Annotated in this window: 19 protein-coding genes; 11 read left to right on the top strand and 8 right to left on the bottom strand. The window is 71.8% G+C overall.

Annotated features, from left to right (window positions below; genetic code table 11):
• Positions 1-3 precede the first annotated feature (3 nt).
• Positions 4-765, top strand: a complete 762-nt coding sequence (locus VF632_RS17940; RefSeq protein WP_331024309.1) for a hypothetical protein — start codon at positions 4-6, stop codon at positions 763-765.
• Positions 762-977 carry a hypothetical protein gene (locus VF632_RS17935; protein WP_331024308.1) on the top strand — a complete coding sequence of 72 codons (216 nt, stop codon included), beginning with the start codon at positions 762-764 and terminating at the stop codon, positions 975-977. Before VF632_RS17940 ends, VF632_RS17935 begins: the two co-directional genes overlap by 4 nt.
• A 427-nt stretch (positions 978-1,404) precedes the next feature.
• Here VF632_RS17935 and VF632_RS17930 read toward each other — a convergent pair whose 3' ends face one another.
• Together VF632_RS17930 and VF632_RS17925 are read right to left on the bottom strand one after the other, a co-directional pair.
• Entirely contained in the window at positions 1,405-2,187 is a 783-nt protein-coding gene (locus VF632_RS17930) for a gamma-glutamyl-gamma-aminobutyrate hydrolase family protein (RefSeq protein ID WP_331024307.1), read from the bottom strand.
• A gap of 127 nt (positions 2,188-2,314) precedes the next feature.
• Positions 2,315-3,775, bottom strand: a complete 1,461-nt coding sequence (locus tag VF632_RS17925) for a diguanylate cyclase (protein WP_331024306.1) — start codon at positions 3,773-3,775, stop codon at positions 2,315-2,317.
• Positions 3,776-4,302: 527 nt separating this feature from the next.
• Between VF632_RS17925 and VF632_RS17920 the strand changes: the two genes are divergently transcribed.
• Positions 4,303-7,077 carry a serine hydrolase gene (locus VF632_RS17920; protein ID WP_331024305.1) on the top strand — a complete coding sequence of 925 codons (2,775 nt, stop codon included), beginning with the start codon at positions 4,303-4,305 and terminating at the stop codon, positions 7,075-7,077.
• A 624-nt stretch (positions 7,078-7,701) separates the two neighbouring features.
• On the opposite strand, the gene VF632_RS17915 is transcribed toward VF632_RS17920, so the two are convergent.
• Entirely contained in the window at positions 7,702-8,664 is a 963-nt protein-coding gene (locus tag VF632_RS17915) for a helix-turn-helix domain-containing protein (protein ID WP_331024304.1), read from the bottom strand.
• A gap of 343 nt (positions 8,665-9,007) precedes the next feature.
• Between VF632_RS17915 and VF632_RS17910 the strand changes: the two genes are divergently transcribed.
• The 7 genes from VF632_RS17910 to VF632_RS17880 all read left to right on the top strand — a co-directional run bounded on the left by VF632_RS17910 (position 9,008) and on the right by VF632_RS17880 (position 14,924).
• Positions 9,008-10,228 carry a PLP-dependent aminotransferase family protein gene (locus tag VF632_RS17910; RefSeq protein WP_331024303.1) on the top strand — a complete coding sequence of 407 codons (1,221 nt, stop codon included), beginning with the start codon at positions 9,008-9,010 and terminating at the stop codon, positions 10,226-10,228.
• Positions 10,229-10,642: 414 nt separating this feature from the next.
• The gene (locus tag VF632_RS17905) at positions 10,643-10,861 is read left to right on the top strand and encodes an MbtH family protein (protein WP_331024302.1); all 219 of its coding nucleotides are present in this window, start codon (positions 10,643-10,645) and stop codon (positions 10,859-10,861) included.
• An 85-nt stretch (positions 10,862-10,946) separates the two neighbouring features.
• The gene (locus VF632_RS17900) at positions 10,947-11,867 is read left to right on the top strand and encodes a 3-hydroxyacyl-CoA dehydrogenase family protein (protein WP_331024301.1); all 921 of its coding nucleotides are present in this window, start codon (positions 10,947-10,949) and stop codon (positions 11,865-11,867) included.
• Between the two features lie 25 nt (positions 11,868-11,892).
• Entirely contained in the window at positions 11,893-12,141 is a 249-nt protein-coding gene (locus tag VF632_RS17895; RefSeq protein ID WP_331024300.1) for an acyl carrier protein, read from the top strand.
• Positions 12,142-12,155: 14 nt separating this feature from the next.
• On the top strand, positions 12,156-13,325 hold the full coding sequence (locus tag VF632_RS17890; protein WP_331024299.1) for an acyl-CoA dehydrogenase family protein: 1,170 nt from the start codon (positions 12,156-12,158) through the stop codon (positions 13,323-13,325).
• Between the two features lie 62 nt (positions 13,326-13,387).
• Complete coding sequence (locus VF632_RS17885; protein WP_331024298.1) at positions 13,388-14,158, top strand: thioesterase II family protein; 771 nt, start codon at positions 13,388-13,390, stop codon at positions 14,156-14,158.
• Positions 14,151-14,924, top strand: a complete 774-nt coding sequence (locus tag VF632_RS17880) for a 4'-phosphopantetheinyl transferase family protein (protein WP_331024297.1) — start codon at positions 14,151-14,153, stop codon at positions 14,922-14,924. The genes VF632_RS17885 and VF632_RS17880 overlap by 8 nt, the downstream gene beginning before the upstream one ends.
• Here VF632_RS17880 and VF632_RS17875 read toward each other — a convergent pair.
• On the bottom strand, positions 14,906-15,664 hold the full coding sequence (locus VF632_RS17875) for a helix-turn-helix domain-containing protein (protein ID WP_331024296.1): 759 nt from the start codon (positions 15,662-15,664) through the stop codon (positions 14,906-14,908). The two genes, VF632_RS17880 and VF632_RS17875, sit on opposite strands and share 19 nt — an antisense overlap.
• 218 nt (positions 15,665-15,882) lie before the next feature.
• Between VF632_RS17875 and VF632_RS17870 the strand changes: the two genes are divergently transcribed.
• A complete protein-coding gene (locus VF632_RS17870; protein ID WP_331024295.1) occupies positions 15,883-16,074 on the top strand; it encodes a hypothetical protein in 192 nt (63 codons plus the stop codon).
• Between the two features lie 69 nt (positions 16,075-16,143).
• Here the strand turns inward: VF632_RS17870 and VF632_RS17865 are convergent, their stop codons facing one another.
• The 4 genes from VF632_RS17865 to VF632_RS17850 form a co-directional block, all read right to left on the bottom strand.
• Entirely contained in the window at positions 16,144-17,436 is a 1,293-nt protein-coding gene (locus tag VF632_RS17865; protein ID WP_331024294.1) for a tetratricopeptide repeat protein, read from the bottom strand.
• 278 nt (positions 17,437-17,714) lie between these two features.
• Positions 17,715-19,976 (bottom strand): AAA family ATPase, encoded by a 2,262-nt coding sequence (locus VF632_RS17860; protein WP_331024293.1) that lies wholly within the window; start codon positions 19,974-19,976, stop codon positions 17,715-17,717.
• A 1-nt stretch (position 19,977) separates the two neighbouring features.
• On the bottom strand, positions 19,978-20,304 hold the full coding sequence (locus tag VF632_RS17855; RefSeq protein WP_331024292.1) for an ATP-dependent Clp protease adaptor ClpS: 327 nt from the start codon (positions 20,302-20,304) through the stop codon (positions 19,978-19,980).
• Positions 20,304-21,011 carry a hypothetical protein gene (locus VF632_RS17850; protein WP_331024291.1) on the bottom strand — a complete coding sequence of 236 codons (708 nt, stop codon included), beginning with the start codon at positions 21,009-21,011 and terminating at the stop codon, positions 20,304-20,306. Before VF632_RS17850 ends, VF632_RS17855 begins: the two co-directional genes overlap by 1 nt.
• Positions 21,012-21,065: the final 54 nt, after the last annotated feature.

The raw sequence follows: 21,065 nt of genomic DNA, 5'->3' as shown, positions 1-21,065 counted from the left end.
CGGATGGACATCAGGATGGTTCGCGGGCGCGAGTCCCGCGCATGGCTGTGGGTGACGGTGCTGGCGCTGTCGTCGATGCTGCTGCTGGTGGCGGCCGCGGTGTTCGGCGACAGCACCATGAGCTCCAAGAGAAAGGTGGGGGCCCTGGCCGGCTTTGGCGCGGACCGCGCGCCGGTGCTGCCCATGGAGGCCCAGCTGTTCGAATCGCTCCTGCCGCTCGACACGCGCGAGCTGGGCCGGCTGGTGCACCTGACGGCCACGTCCGAAAGCCGGCAGCGCAACCTGGCGGTGTGGGTGCGCACGGCCAACGGGCGCCGCATCCTGGTGCGGTTCGAGCCCGAGCCGCCGGCCAGCGCCCTGCGCTCGCTGGGGCCCGGCTCGCGGCTGGAGGTGAACGGCTACCTCCAGCGGATCTCTCGCGCCGAGTTCGACATGTGGATGGACACGCTGGGGGTGCGCATCCCCCGGCCGCGCCCCGGCACCAAGTTCGGCGACGTGCCCGACAGCGGGTTCGCCAAGATCGACTCGCTGTTCATCAAGGACTTCTACGTTTCCGTGCGTCCCGAGGGGCTGCGCGGGGTGCGCTCCACGACGGAGCTTCGCCCCGACACGTCGCTGGCCACGCCGGCCTTCCCGGCCGTACCGGGCATGGGGGGCGGCGCGGCGGCTCCCGCCGGGGGTGCGGCCGGCGCCACGGGCGCGGGCGCGGCCACCCCGGCCATCGGTGCGCCGCCCCCCGACACGGCGAGGGGCGACGGCGGGTGAACTGGACGCCCTCCGCGCTCGACCGGCTCGAGCGCGCCATGGACGAGGGGGCTCGAATCCAGATGCGGCGGAGGGGAACGGAGATCACCATGGTTCCCTCGCGCCTGCGCCACGACTACGGCGGCGAGATCCTGATCGGGCACCACCTGGGCACCGGCGACCGGGTGGAGGTGCCGCTGGACGAGGTAGACGATTTCGTCGTGCTGGATTGAGCGGCTGAGGTGCGATCAACGGAGGTGCCTGGAAGCCCGGGAAGCCGCACGCCGCACCTGCCGAATCGCACGTTGTCATCCCGATGAGCGGCCAACTCAGCCCCAGCCCTCACACAGTGGCCGGCAGCGACTGAGGGATCCGCCACACACTGCGGGTACCCGCTCCACCCTTCCGGCAACACCAATCCTTCTCCTTCGAGGTTACGGGCTTACCGCGTTCCGAGCGGCGGGTTCACCCGCCGCCGCCCGGCCGAGGCCTCGGCTGTTGCTCGACGCTGACGAACGCGATTCCGCCGCCTCACCGGTCCGGTGTTTCCGCCGCGCCGGGGCAACACGCGGGGGTGTGTGGCGGATCCCTCAGTCGCTGCGGTCTACGGTGTACGGGCCGGGTTCACCGGGGCCGCTCCTTCGGGATGACACCTGGGGCTCACGTCGCGCCCGCGGTCTCGATCGCACCGCACGAATCCGCGAACTCGCGTGCCGCCTGGGCGAAGGCCCAGAACAGCCGCCGGTCGGGATCGCGAGAATCGCTGGCGGAGCCGTGCGCCTCGCCGCGCTCGGGGTGCCACTGCACGCCGCACAGCCACGGGTGATCGACGCCCTCCACCCCCTCGATCACCCCGTCCTCGGCCCAGACGGTGGCGCGCAGGCCGGGCGCCAGGTCGCGGATGGCCTGGTGGTGGAACGAGTTGATGTGAAGCTCAGCCGTGCCGAACACGCGCTCCAGGCTGGACCCCGGCTGCACCCGCCCCGCATGCCACCGCACGTTCCACGGCGCCGCCTGCTCGTGCAGCAGGTCGCCGCCCAGCTCCGAGGGAATGTCCTGGTACAGCGTGCCGCCCAGCGCCACGTTCAGCACCTGGATGCCCCGGCAGATGGCCAGCACCGGCATGCGCCGGCCCAGCGCCTCGTGCACGGCGGCAATCTCCATCGCGTCCCGGGCGGGATTGACGTCGCCCAGCGCGGGATGCGGCGAGTGGCCGTAGCGCGAGGGCTCCACGTCTTCGCCCCCACTCAGCAGCAGCCCGTGGCAGATGGAAAGGATGCCGCGCAGCGCCTGGTCCGAGTGCGCGGGGGTGAGCAGGACGGGCGTGGCCCCGGCCGCGTCGAGCGCGGTCAGGTACTGGGCGTTCAGCTGCACCCGCGGCAGCCCGTGCGAGCCGCCGGGCCACATGGTGGTGGTGACGGCGACCAGGGGACGGAACGTCATGGTCTGGCAGTACAGAAGGAGCGAATCGTTCTCGAAAACGGGAACCACGACAGCAGGAACAGCGCCGCGGGTGCCGGGGAAGACCCGGCACCCGCGGCGCATTCGTGCGGTTGGTTCCGTTCCGGCTTCAGGCCGCCGCCGGCGCGGCCGCCACGCAGATGCGGTTGCGCCCGCCCTGCTTGGCCTGGTACAGCGCCGTGTCGGCCAGCGAGATCAGCTCCTCGGCGCTGCAGGCGTCGGACTCGGGCCAGGAAACCACGCCGGCGCTTACGCTGGCCTGCACCCGCGTTTCGCCGAACAGGAAGGGGATGGACGACAGGTGGGCGCGCGCCCGCTCGGCAAAGGCCGACGCGCCCGCCGACGGGGTGGCGGGAAGCACCACCACGAACTCGTCGCCGCCCAGCCGGCCGGCGCGGTCGTTGGCGCGCAGCCCCTCGGAGCCCAGCCACTGGCCCAGCGCCCGGAGCACGGTGTCGCCCGCCAGGTGCCCGCAGCCGTCGTTGATCTCCTTGAAGTGGTCCAGGTCCAGCAGCACCACGCTCAGCGGGTTTCCCGTGCGGCGCGAGCTGTCCATCTGCTTGCCCAGGTACCCGATGATGGAGCGGCGGCTGTCGCAGCCGGTGAGCTCGTCGGTGTGCGCCAGGTCGTGAAGCTGCTTGCGCTGGTCCACCAGCTTCTGGAACAGCTGCACCCGCCCGCACGCCTGCACGATGGCCTCCACCACGCGCTCGGCCAGCTCGGCGGCCTCGTCGCCCAGCAGCGGCTCGTCGACGGTGGACCGCTCCACGAACAGCCCCGTCATCTGCTCGGTAATGGGAAACGGCACCACGATCACCGACCGCAGCGGCGTGGGGAGCCCGCGCCGCTCCCACTCGCCCCGCACGCCGTCGAACAGCGGCGAGGTCGCCACGTCGCGCACCACCACCGGACGGCGCGTGGCCAGCGCCTCGCGCACCTCGGGATACAGGCTCAGCTTCAGCTCCAGCCCGTCGGTGAGCTCGGCCTCGGACGAGGCGGCCACGCGCGCCACGTCTTCTCCCGCCTGCACCACCAGCACCGAGCAGCGGCCCACGCCCAGGATCTCGGAGGTGCGCGAGGTCACCAGGTGGAACATCTCGTCGGCCGTCACCACGCGGTTCAGCTCGCGGATCAGGTCGATGGCCTGCAGCCGCATGCGCGCCTGCTCGCGGGCCCGGCGCAGCTCCTGGTTGCGCACCACGTGCCGCTCCACGCGCGCCAGCAGCTCGTCCAGGCGAAACGGCTTCGTGAGGAAGTCCACCGCGCCGTCGCGCAGCGCCGACACGGGAAGGGCGCCGTCGTTGGTGGCGGTGATCAGCACGACGGGGATGTCCAGCCAGCGGGGGTCCAGGCGCAGGGCCCGAAGCACCTCCAGCCCGGTCATCTCGGGCATCATCACGTCCAGCAGCAGCAGGTCGGGCGCTTCCGTCGCCTGCTCCAGCAGGTCCAGGACGCCGCGGCCGCTGGTGGCGGTGCGGACCGTGTACCCCGTTACGCGCAGCGCGCGGTCGAGGCCCTGCAGGATGGACGGGTTGTCGTCGGCGACGAAGACGGTGGCACTGGTGTTCATGTGCGTGCTACTGCCGTACGGGCGCGGGCTCGACAGGCCTGGCGCGCATGAATAGAAGCGGGCGCCGGCCAGAAGGGGGCCGCGCCGGACTTTTGTCGTTCGTTCGGGATCGGGCTGCGCCGGAAGGACTCGGGTGGACGGCCCGGGGAGCGGCGATGCACGCCGCCCTACGCCAGCGGGCAAGGACCGGACCATGCGTCAACGCCGAATTTCCGACGCACCACGAGGGATCTCGCGCCTCGCCCAGGCGCAACTGAGGCAAAGACGCCGCACACCGCACCAGGCGTGCCCCAGGCCGGTCGCCCGGTCCGGATCGTGCCTTGCTCCTGCGCGTACCCACGCGCCCGCGCCGTGCCGCGGTTCACGCAAACATTTGATTTAACCCGGCGAGTCCCCTGCCGCAATCGTCCATCGATCACCCGCGTTTCCGGGCCTGGGTCGCCCGGCTGGGCGCGGCGGCCCTGGTCGCGCTGTCCGCCGGCTGCCGCGAGGCCCCGTCGCCCTGGTCGCCCGAGCAGGCGGCGCGCATGCCCCTGCGCCAGAAGGTGGGGCAGATGGTGGCGCCCGCGCTGTACGTGGGTCCCGACGCCCGGGTCGCCGCCGACACGGCGCTGGCGCGGCGCTTCGCGGCCGCGCACGTGGGGGGCGTGCGCCTGCTGCCGGGGAGCGCGCCGGTGGCCGCCCGGCGCATCGCGGCGGTGCAGCGTGCCTCGCGCCTCCCCCTGCTGGTGATCGGCGACCTGGATCGCGGGACGGGCGGGGCGCTGGCCGGCGCCACCGAGTTTCCTCCCCCGCTGGCGCTCAGCCCCGCGGGCGCGGACTCCGTCCAGGCCGTCGCCACCTCCGCCGCGGCGGAGGCCAGGGCGCTGGGGATCAACTTCGCACTGCTGACGGCGCCGGGCTTTCCGTATCCCACCGCCATCCCCGCCCCTTCCGGTGCCGCCGCCGAGCAGGCGTTCGCCGGCTACGCCGAGGCGCTCGCCGGGGCGGGGATGATGGTGGGTGTCCGCGCGCTGTCGCGGGGCCCGGCGGAGACGGGCGTGCCCATCCTGGGGTGGGACAGGGCGGCAGTAGATGGAATGCAGCTGGGGCCGTTGCGCGACCTGCTGTCGCGCGGCGTGACGGCGGTGAAGCCCGCCTCCATCGTGCTCCCCTCGCTGACCCGCGACACGGTGCCGCTCCCCGAGAACCCGGTGTTCGTGCAGGGCATCCTGCGGCGCGACATGGGATTCGGCGGGCTGGTGATCGAGGACCTCGCGCCGGTGACGCCGCTGGTACGCCGCTACGGGCCGCACGAGGCGGCGGTGCGGGCGGTGGCCGCCGGGGCAGACCTGCTGGTGGGCGTCGACGACCTGCCGGGCACGGTGGACGCGCTGGTGCGCGCGGTGGAGTCCGGCCGCATTCCGCTGGCCCGCGTGGACGAGGCCGTCCAGCGGGTGTTCGCCGCCAAGGAGAAGCTGGGGCTGGCGCCCGGCCGTCCCGCGGAGGGCGCGAAGCCCGAGACGACAGCGGAGCGGGCGAAGGCGGAACGGGAGCGCGCGGCGGAGGCGGACGCCCGCGCCGTGGCCGCGCACCGCGCCGCGGCCACGGTGCTGGGCCGCGCGCCGGCCGAGCTGCTGCGGGGCTGCCGGGCGACGGTGCTGCTGACGCTGCCCGGGGTGGACGCGCGGCCCCTTTCCGCCGGACTTCTCGCCGGCACCCCCGGGCTGACCCACCTGCAGGTGCGCCGGCTGCCGCGCCGGGGCCCGCTGGTGGCGCCGTCCGTGGAGTTCGCCGGGCGCGACGCGGACTGCGTAGTGGCCGCCGCATTCCCAGGAGGGCGGCCCGAGGTGACGGAACGGGTGGTTCCGCCCCTGGCCTGGCCCGATTCCGCCGCGCGCGACACGCTTCCCGCGGCGGTGCTGGCGCCGCTGGCCCGCGACACCCTTCCGCGGCGGATCGTCTGGATCGACTTCTTCCCCTCCGCAGACGCGGCCCCGCCCGGGGTGGCGTCCGTCGTCCTGGCGCGCGGCACGGGGTCGGCGGCGCAGCGGGCGGTGGCGGCACTGGTGCTGGATAGGGGGGCTAAGCCCGCGATCCCGGCTGGGGCGGCGTGGCCGGCCGCGCGCACCCTGCGCGTGCTCCAGGCAGACTCGGCGGGGATGAATGCGGCGCGGCTGGCCTCCATCGATTCCATCCTGCGCAACGCCATCCGCGACAGCGTGTTCAGCGCCGCGGCGGTGGCCATCGGGCGGCGCGGGGTGATCGTGAAGATGGAGGGATACGGGCAGACGGGCGGCGCGGCGGTGGACCCGCGCTCCACGATGTTCGACATTGCCTCGCTCTCCAAGGTGGTGGGCACCACGGCGGCGGCGATGGTGATGGTGGACGAGGGGCGGATGGAGCTGGGTGCGCCCCTGCGGCGGTACGTGTCCGGCTACCGGGGTGGCGGCAAGGGCGACGTCACCGTGCGCCACCTGCTGACGCACACGGCCGGGCTGCCGGCGGGCTCCTGGCTGTACGGCAGCGCCTCGTCGCCGGAGCAGGCGGTGCGGCAGGTGATCCGGGCCAGGCTGGTCAGCGACCCGGGGCAGACGGTGCGCTACAGCGACTTCGGGATGATCCTGCTGGCCGAGGCCATCCAGCGCCGGGCCGAGGAGCCGCTGGACCGCTTCGTGGCGCGCCGCGTCTTCGGGCCGCTGGGGATGCAGTCCACCATGTACCTGCCGCCCACGCACCTGCAGCCGCGCACCGTGCCGACTTCTCCGAAGTCGGAGCATCCGTTCGTGGTGGACGGGGTGGTGCACGACGGCAACGCGTACCGGCTGGGCGGGGTGACGGGGCACGCGGGACTGTTTTCCACCGCGTGGGACCTGTCGGTGTACTCGCAGACGCTGCTGAACGGGGGCGCGTACGGCACGCGGCGGGTGTTCGGCGCGGGGACGGTCGGGCGGTGGACGGCGCGGCAGCCCGGGGCGGAGACGCGCGCGCTGGGGTGGGACACGCCGGCCGCGCGCAGTTCGGCGGGAGACTACCTGTCCGCGCGGTCGTTGGGGCACACGGGGTTCACGGGCACGTCCATGTGGATCGATCCCGAGCGGGAGCTGTTCGTGATCCTGCTGACCAACCGCACCTACCGCAGCGGCGGCCAGGGCGAGATCCTGCGGGTCCGCGCGCGCGTGGCCGACGTGGCCGCGCTGTCCATCACGGACGCCACCATCCGCCCGCGGGCGGGCACCGCGACGGCCATCGAGCAGGCCCGTCCCAAGCCGAAGCCCAAACCCCAGCGCCCCCGCCGGCCGCCGCCCCGGCGCAGGCGGTGAGGGGAGAGGGGAGAACTTCGATCGGGGTTCGACAGGGTGCCGGTGAGGCCTCTGGGAGCCCCCTCCCCCCGGCCCCCGTCCCCCGCTTCGCAGGGGAGGGGGAGACCTGAACTGCGCTTCGGCTGACACGGGCGCATGCCGCGGCCGCCCCCCTCTCCCGGCCTCTCCCCCATAAACCCCATGGGGGAGAGGAGAATTCGATAGCGCTCCGGCTGGCCCCGCGCGCTCGACTGCTCCCTTCCCCCGCGGCAGTTTGCGGGGGAAGGGTTGGGGATGGGGGGCGCCGGCCCGAGCACCGGACCTGCCCACCTATGCCTCGACCCAGAAGTGTACCCCCTCACCCACGCTGTTTGTGGGAGAGGGTGGCACGCGTGTCAGCGCGGCCGGGTGAGTGCCCACGGCAGCCGAGGCCTCGGTTACAGTAACCGCTGCCGCGCCTTGGCTGAGAGGTAGCCGCGGTTAGATCCTTCGGCCCGCGACGCCTGTGCTGCGGGTCAACTGGGTGCGCCTGGGCCTCAGGATGACAGGTTGCCGCGCACCCAGTCAGAACTTCCCCGTACATACGCAAGCAGGCCCGCACCGTTGGGTGCGGGCCTGCGTGGCTGAATCGAAAGAGCGCCGGCTCTACTGCGCGGTCGACTTGCGGCGGCCGCGGCGGCGCGGGCGCTCGGGGCTGGGCGCCAGCGTGGCGGCCAGCGTCATTTCCTCGTGCGGAGGATGGATGCGCGACATCGGGAAGTCGCCGTCGTCCGCCGACTTGGTTTCCTTGCGGCGGATGCGGCCCTCCTCGCGGGCGGCCTCCAGTTCGGCCAGGAACTTTTCCGACGCCGTGGCGAACGCGCCCTGCTTGCGCAGCTGGGTGAGCATGACGCCCGTGAACTCCTGCACCGCGCGGCGCAGCGAGCTGTCGGAGGCGTAGCCGCAGGTGTAGGCCACGCTCAGTACCGTCTGCCCGGGATCGTCCAGCAGCTCGCAGGCGAGCAGCACCCGCATCCACGCCAGCACGCGGCGTGGCGGCGGAAGGTCGGCCTGCTCGGCCCAGCGCAGAAGCGTGCGCTCGGAAAGCTTGAGCTGCAGGGCCAGGTCGCGGCCGTGGCCGCCCTCGGCCACCACCTCGGCGGCCGCCATCAGCAGGGCGCGGGCGCGGCCGGAAAGGTTGCTGGGCAGCGAGCGCTCCAGCAGGCTCTGCAGCGGGCGCCCCTGCGCGCTGCGCAGGCGGCGCGAGATGGCCTCGACCGTGTCTTCCTCGTCGAGCGCGATCACCTCCTTGACCCCCCACTCGCCCAGCGTGCGCAAGTCGCGAACGCGGCCGCGGCGCACCTCGAGCCCGGCGATGACCGTGGCTGTGGGAAACTCCCACAGGATGGAGCGCAGCTCGGGCGCCAGCTCGGTCTCGGTGCCGTAGGTGCGGGTGTAGGGGTCCACCACCACCAGCGCCGCGGGCGGCGACTCGTTGAGCGCCGTGCGCAGCTCGTCCCAGTCCTCCACGAACTGGGTCTTGAAGCGGTGGGTTCCCACCTTCCGCACGCGCTCCTTGAACACCGCGTCGGAGTGCAGGACGATCAGCGGACGGGCGATCGGTTGCATGCTTGTGCCTGTCGTTCCGGGTTCATCACCAGACTGGCCGTCTGGCGTATGACGCCAACAGCAATCAACGTAATCAATTTCCGCCGCCACGTCCAGCTCTTTCGCACGACTTTCCGCTTGGGCGCTTGACTTCTCTCCGCAGCCGCTCACACCGGCCACGGTCCGGGCGGTGGCGGCTCATGTATGTATTAGATAGAGCCGGGTGGCTGCCAGCGATCCGGCGCTCCTCCGGGGACGGCTCCGGCACCACTCCACACATTGTCCGACACACTGTTGCAAATACCGGCGGATCGGTTTAGCCTTTCGGGTACGCCCTCGCCGCCACTCCCCCGTCGCACCCGACATGCATACTCTGGCAGTCCCCCGCCCGGCCGCGCCGCACGAAATCGCGGGGCTGCCGCTGGCTGCATGGACCGGGGCCGTTCGCCCGTCGACCATCCAGGCGATGATGGGGCTGATGGCGCGGCCGGGCGTGATCTCGTTCGCGCTGGGCCTTCCCGCTCCGGAGCTGTTTCCCATCCCCGAATACACCCGCGCGGCGGAGCACGTGCTTGGCACCGACCCCAGCGCGCTGCAGTACCGGTCCGTGCACCCCGAGCTGAAGGAGCACGTGGTTCGGGTGATGGCGAGCCGCGGCGTGCGCGTTGGCGCGGAACAGGTGTTCATCACCACCGCGGCCCAGCAGGCGCTCAGCCTGCTCGCGCGGGTGCTCCTGGAGCCGGGCGGCACCGTGATCTGCGAAGAGCTGGTGTACATGGGCTTCCAGCAGGTGATCGAGCCGTACGCCCCCCGCATCCTTTCCGTCGGCACCGACCTGGAGACCGGGATGGACGTGGACGCCGTCGAAGCCTTCCTGGACGAGGGAGAGCGGCCGGCCTTCATCTACTGCGTCACCGACGGCCACAACCCCCTGGGATGCAGCCTAAGCCCCGACAAGCGCCGGCGCCTGGTGCAGATGGCGCGGCTGCACCGCGTTCCGCTGGTGGAGGACGACGCGTACGGCCTTCTTCACTACGGCAGCCCCGAGCCGCCACTGCGCGCACTGGACGACGAGTGGGTGCTGTACGTCGGCTCGTTCAGCAAGGTGCTGGCGCCGGGGTTTCGGGTGGGGTGGATCGTAGCGCCCGAGCCGCTGGTGCCCGTGCTGGGTTGCGCCAAGGACGGGTGCGACCTCGACACCAGCACCTTCAGCCAGCGGGTGGTGTCGGCGTACCTGGACTCCGGGCACTTTCCGCATCACCTGGAACGGGTGCGAGCGGAGTACCGTGCCCGCCGCGACCTGATGATCGCCGAAGTCGCGCGCCATTTTCCCGCGGGCACCCGGTGGAGCGCTCCCCGCCACGGGGGGCTCATCTGGGTGCAGCTGCCGGGGGAGATGGATGCCGGCGCGCTGTTGCGGCCGGCCCTCGAACAGGGCGTGGCCTACGTGCCCGGCTCGGCGTTCGCACTGCCAGGAAGCACCGCGGGGCGCAGCGGGCTCCGGCTGAACTACACGTTCTCCGCCCCGGACCGCATCCGCGAGGGCATCGCCCGCCTGGGAGAGGTGCTTCGCAGCCACGCCTGATCCTGCGCCGTCCGCCCCCGGCCGCGCGGACGTGTCCCGCGGGCGCCACCATTCCGTGCCCCTCCACATTCCCGTCCCGTCCTGGCCGCCCCGCGCCCACGTGCATCCACGACCTCCTCCACCGACGCCAGCGCCACGCTCCGACGCGTTGGCCTCGGAGGGACGCGCGAGCGCTGCCGGCGGCCGGACGCAGATACAGGGATGATGTACGCGCGATGGCGTCTCGATCGTCCCCCGCGTAGTGGCCGGGGGGAAGCCGCTTCGCGCCGAGACACGCGGTGGATGGTGTCAACGCATGGATCCATTGCGCCGCGGCACGACCGGGGTGTTTCAAAACCAGCGGCAAGCGTGTTACATTCCGCGCCGCCGGAGCGGGACGCCGGCCCGCCACGTACCTATTCCACAGGCCACACCATGAGCGACGAGCGCGAGGATACCACGACCTACGAGGTCGTGATGAACGACGAGGAGCAGTACTCCATCTGGCCGGCGGACCGCGAGCTGCCCCTGGGCTGGCACAAGGCGGGGAAGCAGGGGCTGAAGGCCGACTGCCTGGCCTGGATCGAGGAGGTGTGGACCGACATGCGGCCCAAGAGCCTCCGCGAAAAGATGCAGCAGCAGGGCCTGGGCTGAGGCCCGCCACCACCACGCCCCCCCGCCCGCGGACGGACCCGCGGCGGGGGGCACCGGGAGCATCCATCGATCCGGGAGATCAACCGTGACGGGAACCACCTACGACGCCCGGGCCGGCGCCTCGCCCCAGTTGAGCACCATCGGCGTCGTAGGCGCGGGGGTGATGGGCACCGGCGTGGCCCAGAACCTGGCCCAGACCGGCCACCGCGTGCTGCTGCTGGACCTGTCGGCCGAGGTGCTGGACAGGGCGCGCGCCGAGATCGGCCGCAACGTGCGCTTCCACGGCTTCTTCACCGGGCAGAAGGGCGGCCCGCCGGCCTCCGAGGTCCTGTCGCGCATCACCTTCACCACCGACTACGCCCCGTTCGCCGAGGCCGACTTCGTCGTCGAGAACGCGACGGAAAAGGTGGACGTCAAGCAGGGGATCTATCCCGTGCTGGACCGCGTGTGCCCGCCGCACGCCTGCTTCGCCGCCAATACCTCGTGCATCTCCATCACCCGCATCGGGGGATGGACTGGCCGGCCGGACCGCGTGCTGGGCATGCACTTCATGAACCCGGTGCCGCTGAAGCCCGTGGTCGAAACCATCCGTGGCTTCCACACCAGCCAGGAAACGATCGACACCGCGCTGCGCTTCCTGGGGCAGATGGGCAAGGAAGGCATCGTGGTGAACGACCTTCCCGGGTTCGTGAGCAACCGCGTGCTGATGATCACCATCAACGAGGCGATCTGGGAGGTGATGGACGGAGTGGCCAGCGCCGAAGACATCGACCGCATCTTCGTCACCTGCTTCGGCCACAAGATGGGCCCGCTGGCCACGGGCGACCTGATCGGCCTCGACACCATCCTGTACTCGCTGCAGGTGCTGCAGGACAGCTACGGCGACCCCAAGTTCCGGCCCTGCCCGCTGCTGGTGAAAATGGTGGATGCGGGGCTGCACGGCCGAAAGAGCGGCCGCGGCTTCTTCGACTACTCGGCTTCCGCGCCCGGCGCCGCCGTCGCCTGACTCACGGACACACACGACCGGACACATGACAGACGACAAGCAGGCCCTTCGCGATTTCGTCGGGCGCTTCATGCGCGGGCGGGAGCTGCGCGACGACGAGGACATCTTCGCCACCGGGTACGTGAACTCGATGTTCGCGATGCAGCTGGTGCAGTTCGTGGAGCAGGCCTTCGGGGTGACGGTGGAGGGGGAGGACATGGAGATCGACAACTTCCGCTCCATCGACGCCCTGGCCGGCTTCGTCCAGCGCAAGCGGACGGCCGGGGCCGCCTGACGCACGAGGCGCAGGTGCCGGACGGCCCCACGGCCGGGGACGGGCTGCGGATGGGCCTGGGCGCGGCCCAGGAGGCGGACCGCACGGCCTTCGCCGAGTGGGTGAGCCGCGAGGTGGCCCCGTTCGCCGGCGCGTGGGACCGCGAGGCGCGCACCCCTGCGTCGGTGGTGGAGCGCATGGCGCAGGCCGGGTTCCTGGCCGCCGCCGTGCCGCCGGAGTTCGGCGGCACGGGGATGGACGCCGTCACCTTCGGCCTGCTGAACGAGGAGCTGGGGCGCGGCTGCTCGTCGGTCCGCTCGCTGGTGACCGTGCACTCGATGGCGTGCCACGCCCTGGGCCGCTGGGGAAGCCGCGCCCAGAAGGAGCGCTGGCTCCCGCGGATGGCGCGCGGCGAGGTGATCGGCGCCTTCGGACTGAGCGAGCCAGGGGTGGGCAGCGACGCCTCCGCCGTCCAGACGACGGCCGAGGTGGACGGCGACGGGTACGTGCTGCGGGGGCGGAAGAAGTGGACCACGTACGGCCAGCTCGCCGACGTGCTGCTGACCTTCGCCCAGGCGGACGGAAAGCCGGTCGCCTTGCTGCTGGACCTCCGCTCACCCGGCGTTTCCGTGCAGCCGCTGGCCGTCACCGGCACGCGGGCCTCGATGGTGGCCGAGATCGTCCTCGACGGCGTCCGCGTGCCCCGCGAAGACCGCGTCGCCGGGCCCGGGTTCGGACTGGGCGTGGCGATCTCGGCGCTGGAGCTGGGGCGCTACAGCGTGGCCTGCGGATGCGTGGGCATCGTCCGGGCGTGCCTGGAGGCGGCGGCCAGCTACGCAGCGCGGCGCGTGCAGTTCGGGGTGCCCATCGGCGAGCACCAGCTGGTGCAGGCCATGCTCGCCGACATGGCGACCGAGTACCGGGCCGCGCGCCTGCTCTGCCTGCGCGCCGGCTGGCTGCGCGACCAGGGCGACCCCGACGCCGGGCGCGAGGCGTTCCACGCCAAGTACTTCGCCTCGCGGGCCGCCACCCGGGCGGCGCTGAACGCGGTGCAGGTGCACGGCGCCAACGGCTGCACCGGGGAATACCCCGTGGAACGCTACCTTCGCGACTCGCGCGTGATGGAAATCATCGAGGGGAGCACCCAGATCCAGCAGGTCACGCTGGGCCGCTGGGAGATGGAGCGGGCGGCTCCCCCCGCCTGACCCTTTCTTCACACAACCACCCGCCGCGCGGAGCCCCGGTCCGGGCGGCACGGAACGACGCCATGAGCAGAGCCGGATCGATGAAGCGATGGACCCTCGTCCCCAGTCCCAACCCGGCCGCCCGCGTGCGGCTGTTCTGCTTCCCCTACGCGGGCGGCGGCGCGAGCATCTTCAACACCTGGCCGCGTGGCCTCCCCGCGGAGGTGGAGGTCGTGGGGGTACAGCCGCCGGGCCGCGAGGCGCGCATCGGGGAAACGCCGATCGGCAACCTTCACGAGTTGGCGGATGCGATTCACCGCGAGCTCACGCCGCTGCTGGACCGGCCCTTCGTCCTGTTCGGCCACAGCAACGGCGGGCTGATGGCGTTCGAGGTGGCGCGGCGGCTTCGCCGCGCGGGCGGGCCCATGCCCGAGCTGCTGGTGGCGTCCGGGCGTCCCGCACCGCAGGTGACGGACGACGAGCCGCCCATCCACGCGCTGCCGTACGACGAGTTCATCGCCGCCCTGCGCCGCTACAACGGCACCCCCGAGGAGATCCTGGCGAACGCCGAGATCATGGAGCTGCTGGAGCCGGTGCTCCGCGCCGACTTTTCCCTGGGCGAAACCTACCGGTACGATCCCGAGCCGCCCCTGGACGTGCCGATCACGGCGTTCGGCGGCGAGCGGGACGACGAGGTGCCGCGTGACCATGTAGAAGCCTGGCGGGAGCAGACGACGGGGGCGTTCCACGTGCAGATGTTCCCCGGCGACCACTTCTTCCTGAACAGCGATCGCGACCAGGTGCTCGCGGCCCTTTCGCGCGAACTGCGGCCCGTCGTGGCTCGCCTTGGTTGAGCATGCCTGGGCGCCGGCGCCCCCCACGGGCCCGGCGCTCGCGGCCGACGAGGTGCACGTGTGGCGCGCCTCGCTGCGACCGCCCGACGCGGTGCTGCGCAGGCTGGAGGCGCACCTTTCGGCCGAGGAGCGGACCCGGGCGGACCGCTTTCGCTTTCCCGAGCTGCGCCAGGCGTTCGTGGCCGGCCGAGGGATCCAGCGGGAGATCCTGTCGCGATACACCGGCGTGCCGCCGGCCGGGCTCGCCTACCGCCTCAGCCCGTACCAGAAACCCGCGCTGGACGGGCCGGCTGCCGCGTCCGGGGTGTCGTTCAACGTGTCGAACGCGGGAGACCTTGCGCTGTACGCGCTGACGCTGCGGCGGGAGATCGGGGTAGACCTGGAGCGGCTGAAGCCGATGCCCGACGGCATCGACATCGCCCGGCGCTTCTTTTCCACGCCCGAGAACGAGTCGTTCGCCACGGTGCCCGAGGGGGAGCGCGACCTTGCGTTCTTCCAGTGCTGGACGCGCAAGGAGGCGTACATCAAGGCCGTCGGCGAGGGGCTTTCAATGCCGCTGGACCGCTTCGACGTCTCGTTCCTTCCCGGGCATCCGGCCCGGCTGCTGGCCACCCGCGGCGATCCCGGCGAGGCGGGCCGCTGGACGATGCGGGAGCTTCACCCGGGCCCCGGCTACGTGGGCGCGCTGGTGGTGCAGGGAGCCGGATGGCGCCCGCTGCTCCTGGACTTCGACCTCTCTGCCCCTGATCAGAACCGGAGCGAGTAGCGGTCGCGCCGCGCCGCCCGGGTGATGGACAGCTCGCCCAGGAACACCCGCGACGCACGCCCGAACGCCCCCTCCCTCCGCAGCGCCGAGGGCCCGGTGCCCAGGAAATCCTGCATGGCGCGGCGCAAGCTGCTGTCCGACGCGTAGCCGCAGGCGTGCGCCACGCTGAGCACCGTGCGGCCGGGATCGTCCAGCAGCACCGCCGCCAGCAGGATTCGCATCCACGCCAGCATCCGCCGGGGCGCCGGAAGCCCCGCCCGCTCCGCCCAGCGCAGCACCGTGCGCTCCGACAGGTGAAGCCGTCGGGCCAGGTCGCGCCCCTTTCCCCCCACCGACACCACCTCCGCCGCCGTCATCATCAGCATCCGCGCGCGCCCCGACATCATCGGCGGAAGCGTGCGCTGCAGGAGCGCCTGCAAGGTGCGCCCCTCCACCGAACGGAGCCGGCGGTACACCGCCTCGGGCGTGTCGTCCTCGTCCAGGCAGATGACGTCGGTGACGCCCCACTCGCCCAGCGTGCGCAGGTCGCCCGACCGGCCCGGGGGCACTTCCATGGCCGCCAGCACGGTGGCCGAGGGAAACTCCAGCAGGAGCGAGCGAAGGTCGCTGGAGAGCCGGCACGAGCCGGGCGTGGAGGGGGAATACGGGTCGACGACCAGGATGGCCGTGGGGGGAGACTCGACCACCGCTTCGCGCAGCCGGTCCCACGTGGCCACGAACGCGCACGGGTACCCGCGCACGCTCAATCGCCGCAGGTGCTCCCGAAATGCACCGTTTGAGTGCAATACCAGCAGCGAACGCCCCGGCGGGACCATGACTTGTCTGTTAATACTCGGTGAGGTGGCGCAGGAGAATGGGCACAAGAGGTCCCGCGAGTGCAATTTAAGCGCATACCTCGGGCACAACCTCCCGTCAGCCCATTTCGAACAAAACCTCCCAGCACGAAAACGGAGCACAGATGAAACTCGCCCGGCTCTTCCTGGCAGTCCTCGCGATCGGCGCCCTGGCTGCCTGCGGCAACACCCCGACCGCTTCCGAAGCCAAGCCCACCGGCGCCTCCCGCGACGAGCTCACGTGCGAGGGCAAGTGGGAGACCGATCCGGTTACGGGCATCACCCGCTGCAACGGGCACCTGGGTTCGGGCGGCTGAGCACCTGTGCAGCAACAGAAGGAACTCCCCGCAGGCAAACGCCTGCGGGGAGTTCCCGTTTGTCCCCCGTCAGACGCCCGCGCCCGCCGGCGTCCCGCCCAAGCTGCGTACGAAGTCCGTCGCGAGCGCATCCCCCTTCGGCGAAGCTCGCCCGACCGTGACACGCTCCTGGGCGGCCCGGCCCGTCCGAATCGAATCGAGTAACGCTTCTGCGCGGAAGCGGGTCTTGCCCTGCCCAAATTTTTGCGCCATCTCGAACGACTCCTGGCCAGCCTGTTCGGCACGGTCCCACTCGCTGAGGCTCGCCGCGCCAAAAGCGAGTTCCAGAAGGGCGTTGGGAACCACCGTCTGCAGTTCCGACTCTTTCGAGAGGCGATACACCTGCGTCCAGGCCCTTCGGAACAGGTCTCGATTGGCGACCCCAGCGGCCGCCCGTGCGAGGTTGGAGATGAGCACCAAGCGCTCACGGGGCGTGCTCAGGTGCGCTTCCAAGGCGTGGAAGACCTCCATCGCCCGCTGGAAGTGCCCCCGCTGCATCCAGAAGTACGCGACGTCGTGGGCGAGAGAAGGAAGGGACGGGTGTGTCGGCCCGTACGCCCGAAACGCCTGGCGAGCGTACTCCTCCGCCTGTTCGTCGCGCCCCGTCTCGTCCGCGATGACGAACAGGTCGTGAAGCGCCATGCCCTGGATCTGGGGCATGCCCTTGCGGCGCGCCGCCCGCAGCGCTTTGATGTGCATGCGGTGCGCGCCCGGGAAGTTGCCGCGCGCGACGAACATGTTGCCCAACGCGATGTACGCGCGCGAGTACGCTTCCCAGTCGCCGATCTGGCGCGCCACCATGATGGTGTGGCGGAACCAGGTCTCGGCGCGCGCCAGCTCGGCGCGGCGGCGGGCGAGCTGCCCCACCGCCAGGGCCAGGCGCGCGTTGCGCGGCGCCGCCACCGAGGCCGCCTGCGTGTACGCCAGGGCCGTGTTCATGTGGCCCTCTTCCTCGGCCCAGCGCGCGATGGCGGTGCACGCGTCGGCGACTTCGCTGCCGCCGGTACCGTCGGGCGACGCCAGCATGGCCGCGACGGCGTCGAGCGCGCCCGTGAGCTCCGCCGGAACCCGCGCCTCGTCCAACTCCTCCCGCCGCCGCTCGCCGGCGCGCGGCGAGAACAGGTGCCCGCGCTCGCCCTCGTCGGTGGTGGACCAGAACATCACGTTGCGGTACGCCTGCCACAGCAGCACGCCCACCTCGCCACCGACTTCGCGGAGGATTTCCATCCCCTCCAGCGACTCCGCGCCGCGGGTCAGCGGCGGCGGCGTGCGCCACCGGCGGGGGACGCGAAGTGCGGCCGCCTTATTTCTGGAAGTCTTCATCCAGACATTCTCCTTGCAGGTGTACCCTGAAAATTTCTCTTAGCACAGTGACAATACTGTATACTATATGCAACCGGGTGCCGAAACGCCACTATTTTCTTTCTCCACACGCATTTAGGCCTGCGCAGAAAACAGCGGTTCTTCCAAACTGCTACCGTTTCAACTCCCGCGGAGGTCGTGTCCGCTTCCGTGTCGGCCAGCGTTGCACAAACCATGTACACCTTGTCGCAAGATGGGGTCCGCACTCACTCAGGGCTGAGACACTGCGCCAAGTGGGATCAGGAATACTGGATGGACAGCTCTCCCCCGGCTGCGTCCACCTTCGCGACGCCGCCGTTTTCCAGGGCGCCAAACAGGAGTTCCTCGGAAAGCGGGCTGGCTACGCGGTCCTGCAGCAGCCGGCCCAGCGGGCGGGCTCCGTTGAGCGGATCGTGTCCGTGCTCCGCCAGCCAGGCCCTCGCCGCGGGTGACACCTGCAGCGTAACGCGCCGATCCGTCAGGCGCTCCGCCAGCTCCCGCACGAGGCGGTCGACGATCCGCTCCATCACCACCGGCGAGAGCGGCGCGAACGCGATCCGCGCATCCAGGCGGTTGCGGAACTCCGGCGGGAACGTGCGCTCGAAGGCGCGGTCGTCGTCGCCCGGGCCGGCGGGGCCGGCGCCGAACCCCGGCCGGCGGCGGGAGATTTCCTCCGCGCCCACGTTGCTGGTCATGATCAGCACCACGTTGCGGAAGTCTGCCTGCCGCCCGTTGTTGTCGGTCAGCTTGCCGTAGTCCATCACCTGCAGCAGAAGGTTGAAGACGTCGGGGTGCGCCTTTTCGATCTCGTCCAGCAGCACCACCGAGTGCGGCGCGCGCGTGACGGCCTCGGTCAGCAGCCCGGCCTGGTCGAAGCCCACGTACCCGGGCGGCGCCCCGATCAGCCGCGACACGGTGTGGCGCTCCATGTACTCGCTCATGTCGAAGCGGATGAGCTCCACCCCCATCACCTCGGCCAGGGAGCGCGCCACCTCGGTCTTGCCCACGCCGGTGGGCCCGGTGAACAGGAACGAGCCCACCGGCTTGCGCGGGTCCCGCAAGCCCGCGCGGGCCAGCTTGATGGCCGAGGCCAGCTGCCCGATCGCCTCGTCCTGGCCGAAGACGCGCGCCTGGAGCTCCGCCTGCAGCGTGCGCAGACGCTCCCGGTCGTTCCCGGCGACGGTGCGCGGCGGCACGTTGGCCATCGCCGACAGGATGCGCTCCACCACCTCGACGCCCACTTCCGGCCGCGCATCACCCTCCTGGTCCGGGGACGGACCGGGCTCCAGGCCGGCCAGGCGCACGTCGGCCCCGGCCTCGTCCATCAGGTCGATGGCCTTGTCGGGAAGCCGGCGGTCGTGAAGGTGGCGGGCGGAGAGCTCCGCGGCGGCGCGGACGGCCTCGGGGGTGTAGCGCACGCCGTGGAACTCCTCGTAGCGCGGCCGCAGCCCCTCGAGGATGAGAACGGTGTCGTCCACCGACGGCTCCGCGACTTCCACCTTCTGGAAGCGGCGGGCGAGTGCGCGGTCCTTTTCGAAGTGCGAGCGCAGCTCGTCCCAGGTGGTGGAGCCCATGCAGCGCAGCCCGGCGGCCAGCGCGGGCTTCAGCAGGTTGGAGGCGTCCATGGCGCCCCCGCTGGTGCTGCCTGCGCCGACGAGCGTGTGGATCTCGTCGATGAACAGCACCGCGCCCGGGCGGGATTCCAGCTCGCGCAGCACGGCCTTCAGCCGCTCCTCGAAGTCGCCCCGGTAGCGGGTGCCGGCCAGCAGGGCGCCCACGTCCAGCGCAAAGATCTCGGCGTCGCGCAGGGGCGCGGGCACCTCGCCCCGGTGGATGCGCAGCGCCAGCCCCTCGGCCAGCGCGGTCTTCCCCACCCCGGGGTCGCCGACGAAGAGCGGGTTGTTCTTGCGGCGGCGGGCCAGGACGTGGATGGCGCGGGTGATCTCCTTGTCGCGCCCGATGACGGGGTCCAGCCGCCCGTCCGCAGCCTGGCGGTTCAGCGAGGTGGCGAATCTCGCCAGCGCCTCGCGCGCCGGTTCCGCCTCGTCACCGTCTACTCCGGCGGGGACGGTGTGGTTTCCATCCGGCGCCGTGCCGGCCGACGCGGTGCGCATCAGCGACAGCTTGTCGACGCCCTGCTCCGCCAGGAAATGCACGGCGAAGCTGTCGTCCTCGTCGAACATGGCCACCAGGACGTGCGCCCCGGCCACCTCGTCGCGTCCGGAGCGGTACACCTGCAGCACGGCTTCCTGGACGACGCGCCGGAACGCCAGCGTGGGTGAGCTGGTGTCACGCGGCTCGGCGCCGGTCTGGATCTGCTCGGACAGGAAGCGTTCCAGCCGCGCGCGCAGCCGCTCGACGTCGGCGCCGGCGCGGCGGACGGCTTCGGCGGTGTCGTCGTCGTGAAGCAGCGCCATCAGCAGGTGCTCCAGCCCCGCGTACGCATGTCCGCGCCGGGCCGCGTCCATCACGGCCAGGTGCAGGCTCATCTCCAGTTCGGGGCGCAGCGCCGGCTGTGACATCCTACTCCGGTTCCATCGTAAGCAGCAGCGGAAAGCCGCGCCCGCGGGCCTCGGCCGTGACTTCGGCGATGCGCGTCTCGGCTTCGTCGCGCGTGTAGGTGCCCGCCGCCCCCGCGCCCAGGTGGTGCACCTGCAGCATCACGCGCATGGCCTCGGGCTCGGCCTTGTCGAACCAGCGCACCAGCACCTCGATGACGAACTCCATCGTGGTGTAGTCGTCGTTGTGAACCAGCACGCGGTACATTCGCGGCGGCTGCGTCGTGGTGCGCTCCTGCAGGGCGACGTCTTCGCGCCCCTCGGGGTCCGGCTCCATCGGCTGCCCCGGCATCAGCGATGCTCGAAGCGAAGCGTCAGCAGCTCCACCACGTCCACCACGCCGGCCGGGCGGGCGAGCGCCAGCCCGTCGCGGTAGTGGCTGCCGGCGCGGATGGGGTCTTCGCCGTCGTACGCGATCTCGCCCAGCAGGTGGTGGCACTGCACCTGGCGCAGCACGTCGCCCGCCCTGGCGAAGCCGCGGACGGCCTCCGCCAGCCGCGTGCGCGCGTCGGCGCGGCGGCCGCGGGCCAGGTGCGCCACGGCCCGCGCGAAGCCGCCCACCGCCGCCTGGTGGTCGTCCTTCATCCTCCGCCCCGCCTTGAGTGCCTCCGCCGCCGCCCGCTCGCCCTCCGTCAGCCGCCAGAGGGCGACCAGCGCGGCGGACCGGTTGGCCAGGACCAGCACCCGCTGCGCATCGTCCGGCTCGCCGAGGGCGGCTTCCGCCGCGCCGATCCCGTTCAGCGCCTCCTGGTACCGGCCGCGCAGCCCGTCCGCGATCGCCAGCGCCAGCAGCGCGCCGAATCGCTCGGGAGTGGAAGGCGAGCCCTCCAGCACGGCTCGGGCGAGGGACGCGCCGCCGTCCACGTTCCCGGCCAGCAGGGCGCGCCCGGCGTCATCCGGTGGCGGAAAGAAGCTGCCGGGATACAGCGGCGCGATCGCGAGCGAGGGAAGGGGTAGCAGCGGGGACGGGTCCTCGTCGGCGGTGGTGCCTTGATTCATCTCAGGATGTGAGTTTCCGTGTCGCCCCGGGTGAGTCGATCTCACGCGGAGCCG

The sequence above is a fragment of the Longimicrobium sp. genome (assembly GCF_036388275.1).
Taxonomy (GTDB): Bacteria; Gemmatimonadota; Gemmatimonadetes; order Longimicrobiales; family Longimicrobiaceae; genus Longimicrobium.
The sequence above is the reverse complement of the archived record's forward strand: the minus strand, read 5'-3'. Positions and strand labels throughout refer to the sequence as shown.

Bases quoted from the DNA above. Each gene is read 5' to 3' on its own strand.
- VF632_RS17885 (WP_331024298.1), top strand. From the start codon at position 13,388: ATGAGCAGAGCCGGATCGATGAAGCGATGGACCCTCGTCCCCAGTCCC.
- VF632_RS17910 (WP_331024303.1), top strand. From the start codon at position 9,008: ATGCATACTCTGGCAGTCCCCCGCCCGGCCGCGCCGCACGAAATCGCG.
- VF632_RS17930 (WP_331024307.1), bottom strand. From the start codon at position 2,187: ATGACGTTCCGTCCCCTGGTCGCCGTCACCACCACCATGTGGCCCGGC.
- VF632_RS17915 (WP_331024304.1), bottom strand. From the start codon at position 8,664: ATGCAACCGATCGCCCGTCCGCTGATCGTCCTGCACTCCGACGCGGTG.
- VF632_RS17920 (WP_331024305.1), top strand. From the start codon at position 4,303: ATGCCCCTGCGCCAGAAGGTGGGGCAGATGGTGGCGCCCGCGCTGTAC.
- VF632_RS17870 (WP_331024295.1), top strand. From the start codon at position 15,883: ATGAAACTCGCCCGGCTCTTCCTGGCAGTCCTCGCGATCGGCGCCCTG.
- VF632_RS17940 (WP_331024309.1), top strand. From the start codon at position 4: ATGGACATCAGGATGGTTCGCGGGCGCGAGTCCCGCGCATGGCTGTGG.
- VF632_RS17925 (WP_331024306.1), bottom strand. From the start codon at position 3,775: ATGAACACCAGTGCCACCGTCTTCGTCGCCGACGACAACCCGTCCATC.
- VF632_RS17850 (WP_331024291.1), bottom strand. From the start codon at position 21,011: ATGAATCAAGGCACCACCGCCGACGAGGACCCGTCCCCGCTGCTACCC.
- VF632_RS17905 (WP_331024302.1), top strand. From the start codon at position 10,643: ATGAGCGACGAGCGCGAGGATACCACGACCTACGAGGTCGTGATGAAC.
- VF632_RS17865 (WP_331024294.1), bottom strand. From the start codon at position 17,436: ATGAAGACTTCCAGAAATAAGGCGGCCGCACTTCGCGTCCCCCGCCGG.
- VF632_RS17860 (WP_331024293.1), bottom strand. From the start codon at position 19,976: ATGTCACAGCCGGCGCTGCGCCCCGAACTGGAGATGAGCCTGCACCTG.
- VF632_RS17855 (WP_331024292.1), bottom strand. From the start codon at position 20,304: ATGCCGGGGCAGCCGATGGAGCCGGACCCCGAGGGGCGCGAAGACGTC.
- VF632_RS17895 (WP_331024300.1), top strand. From the start codon at position 11,893: ATGACAGACGACAAGCAGGCCCTTCGCGATTTCGTCGGGCGCTTCATG.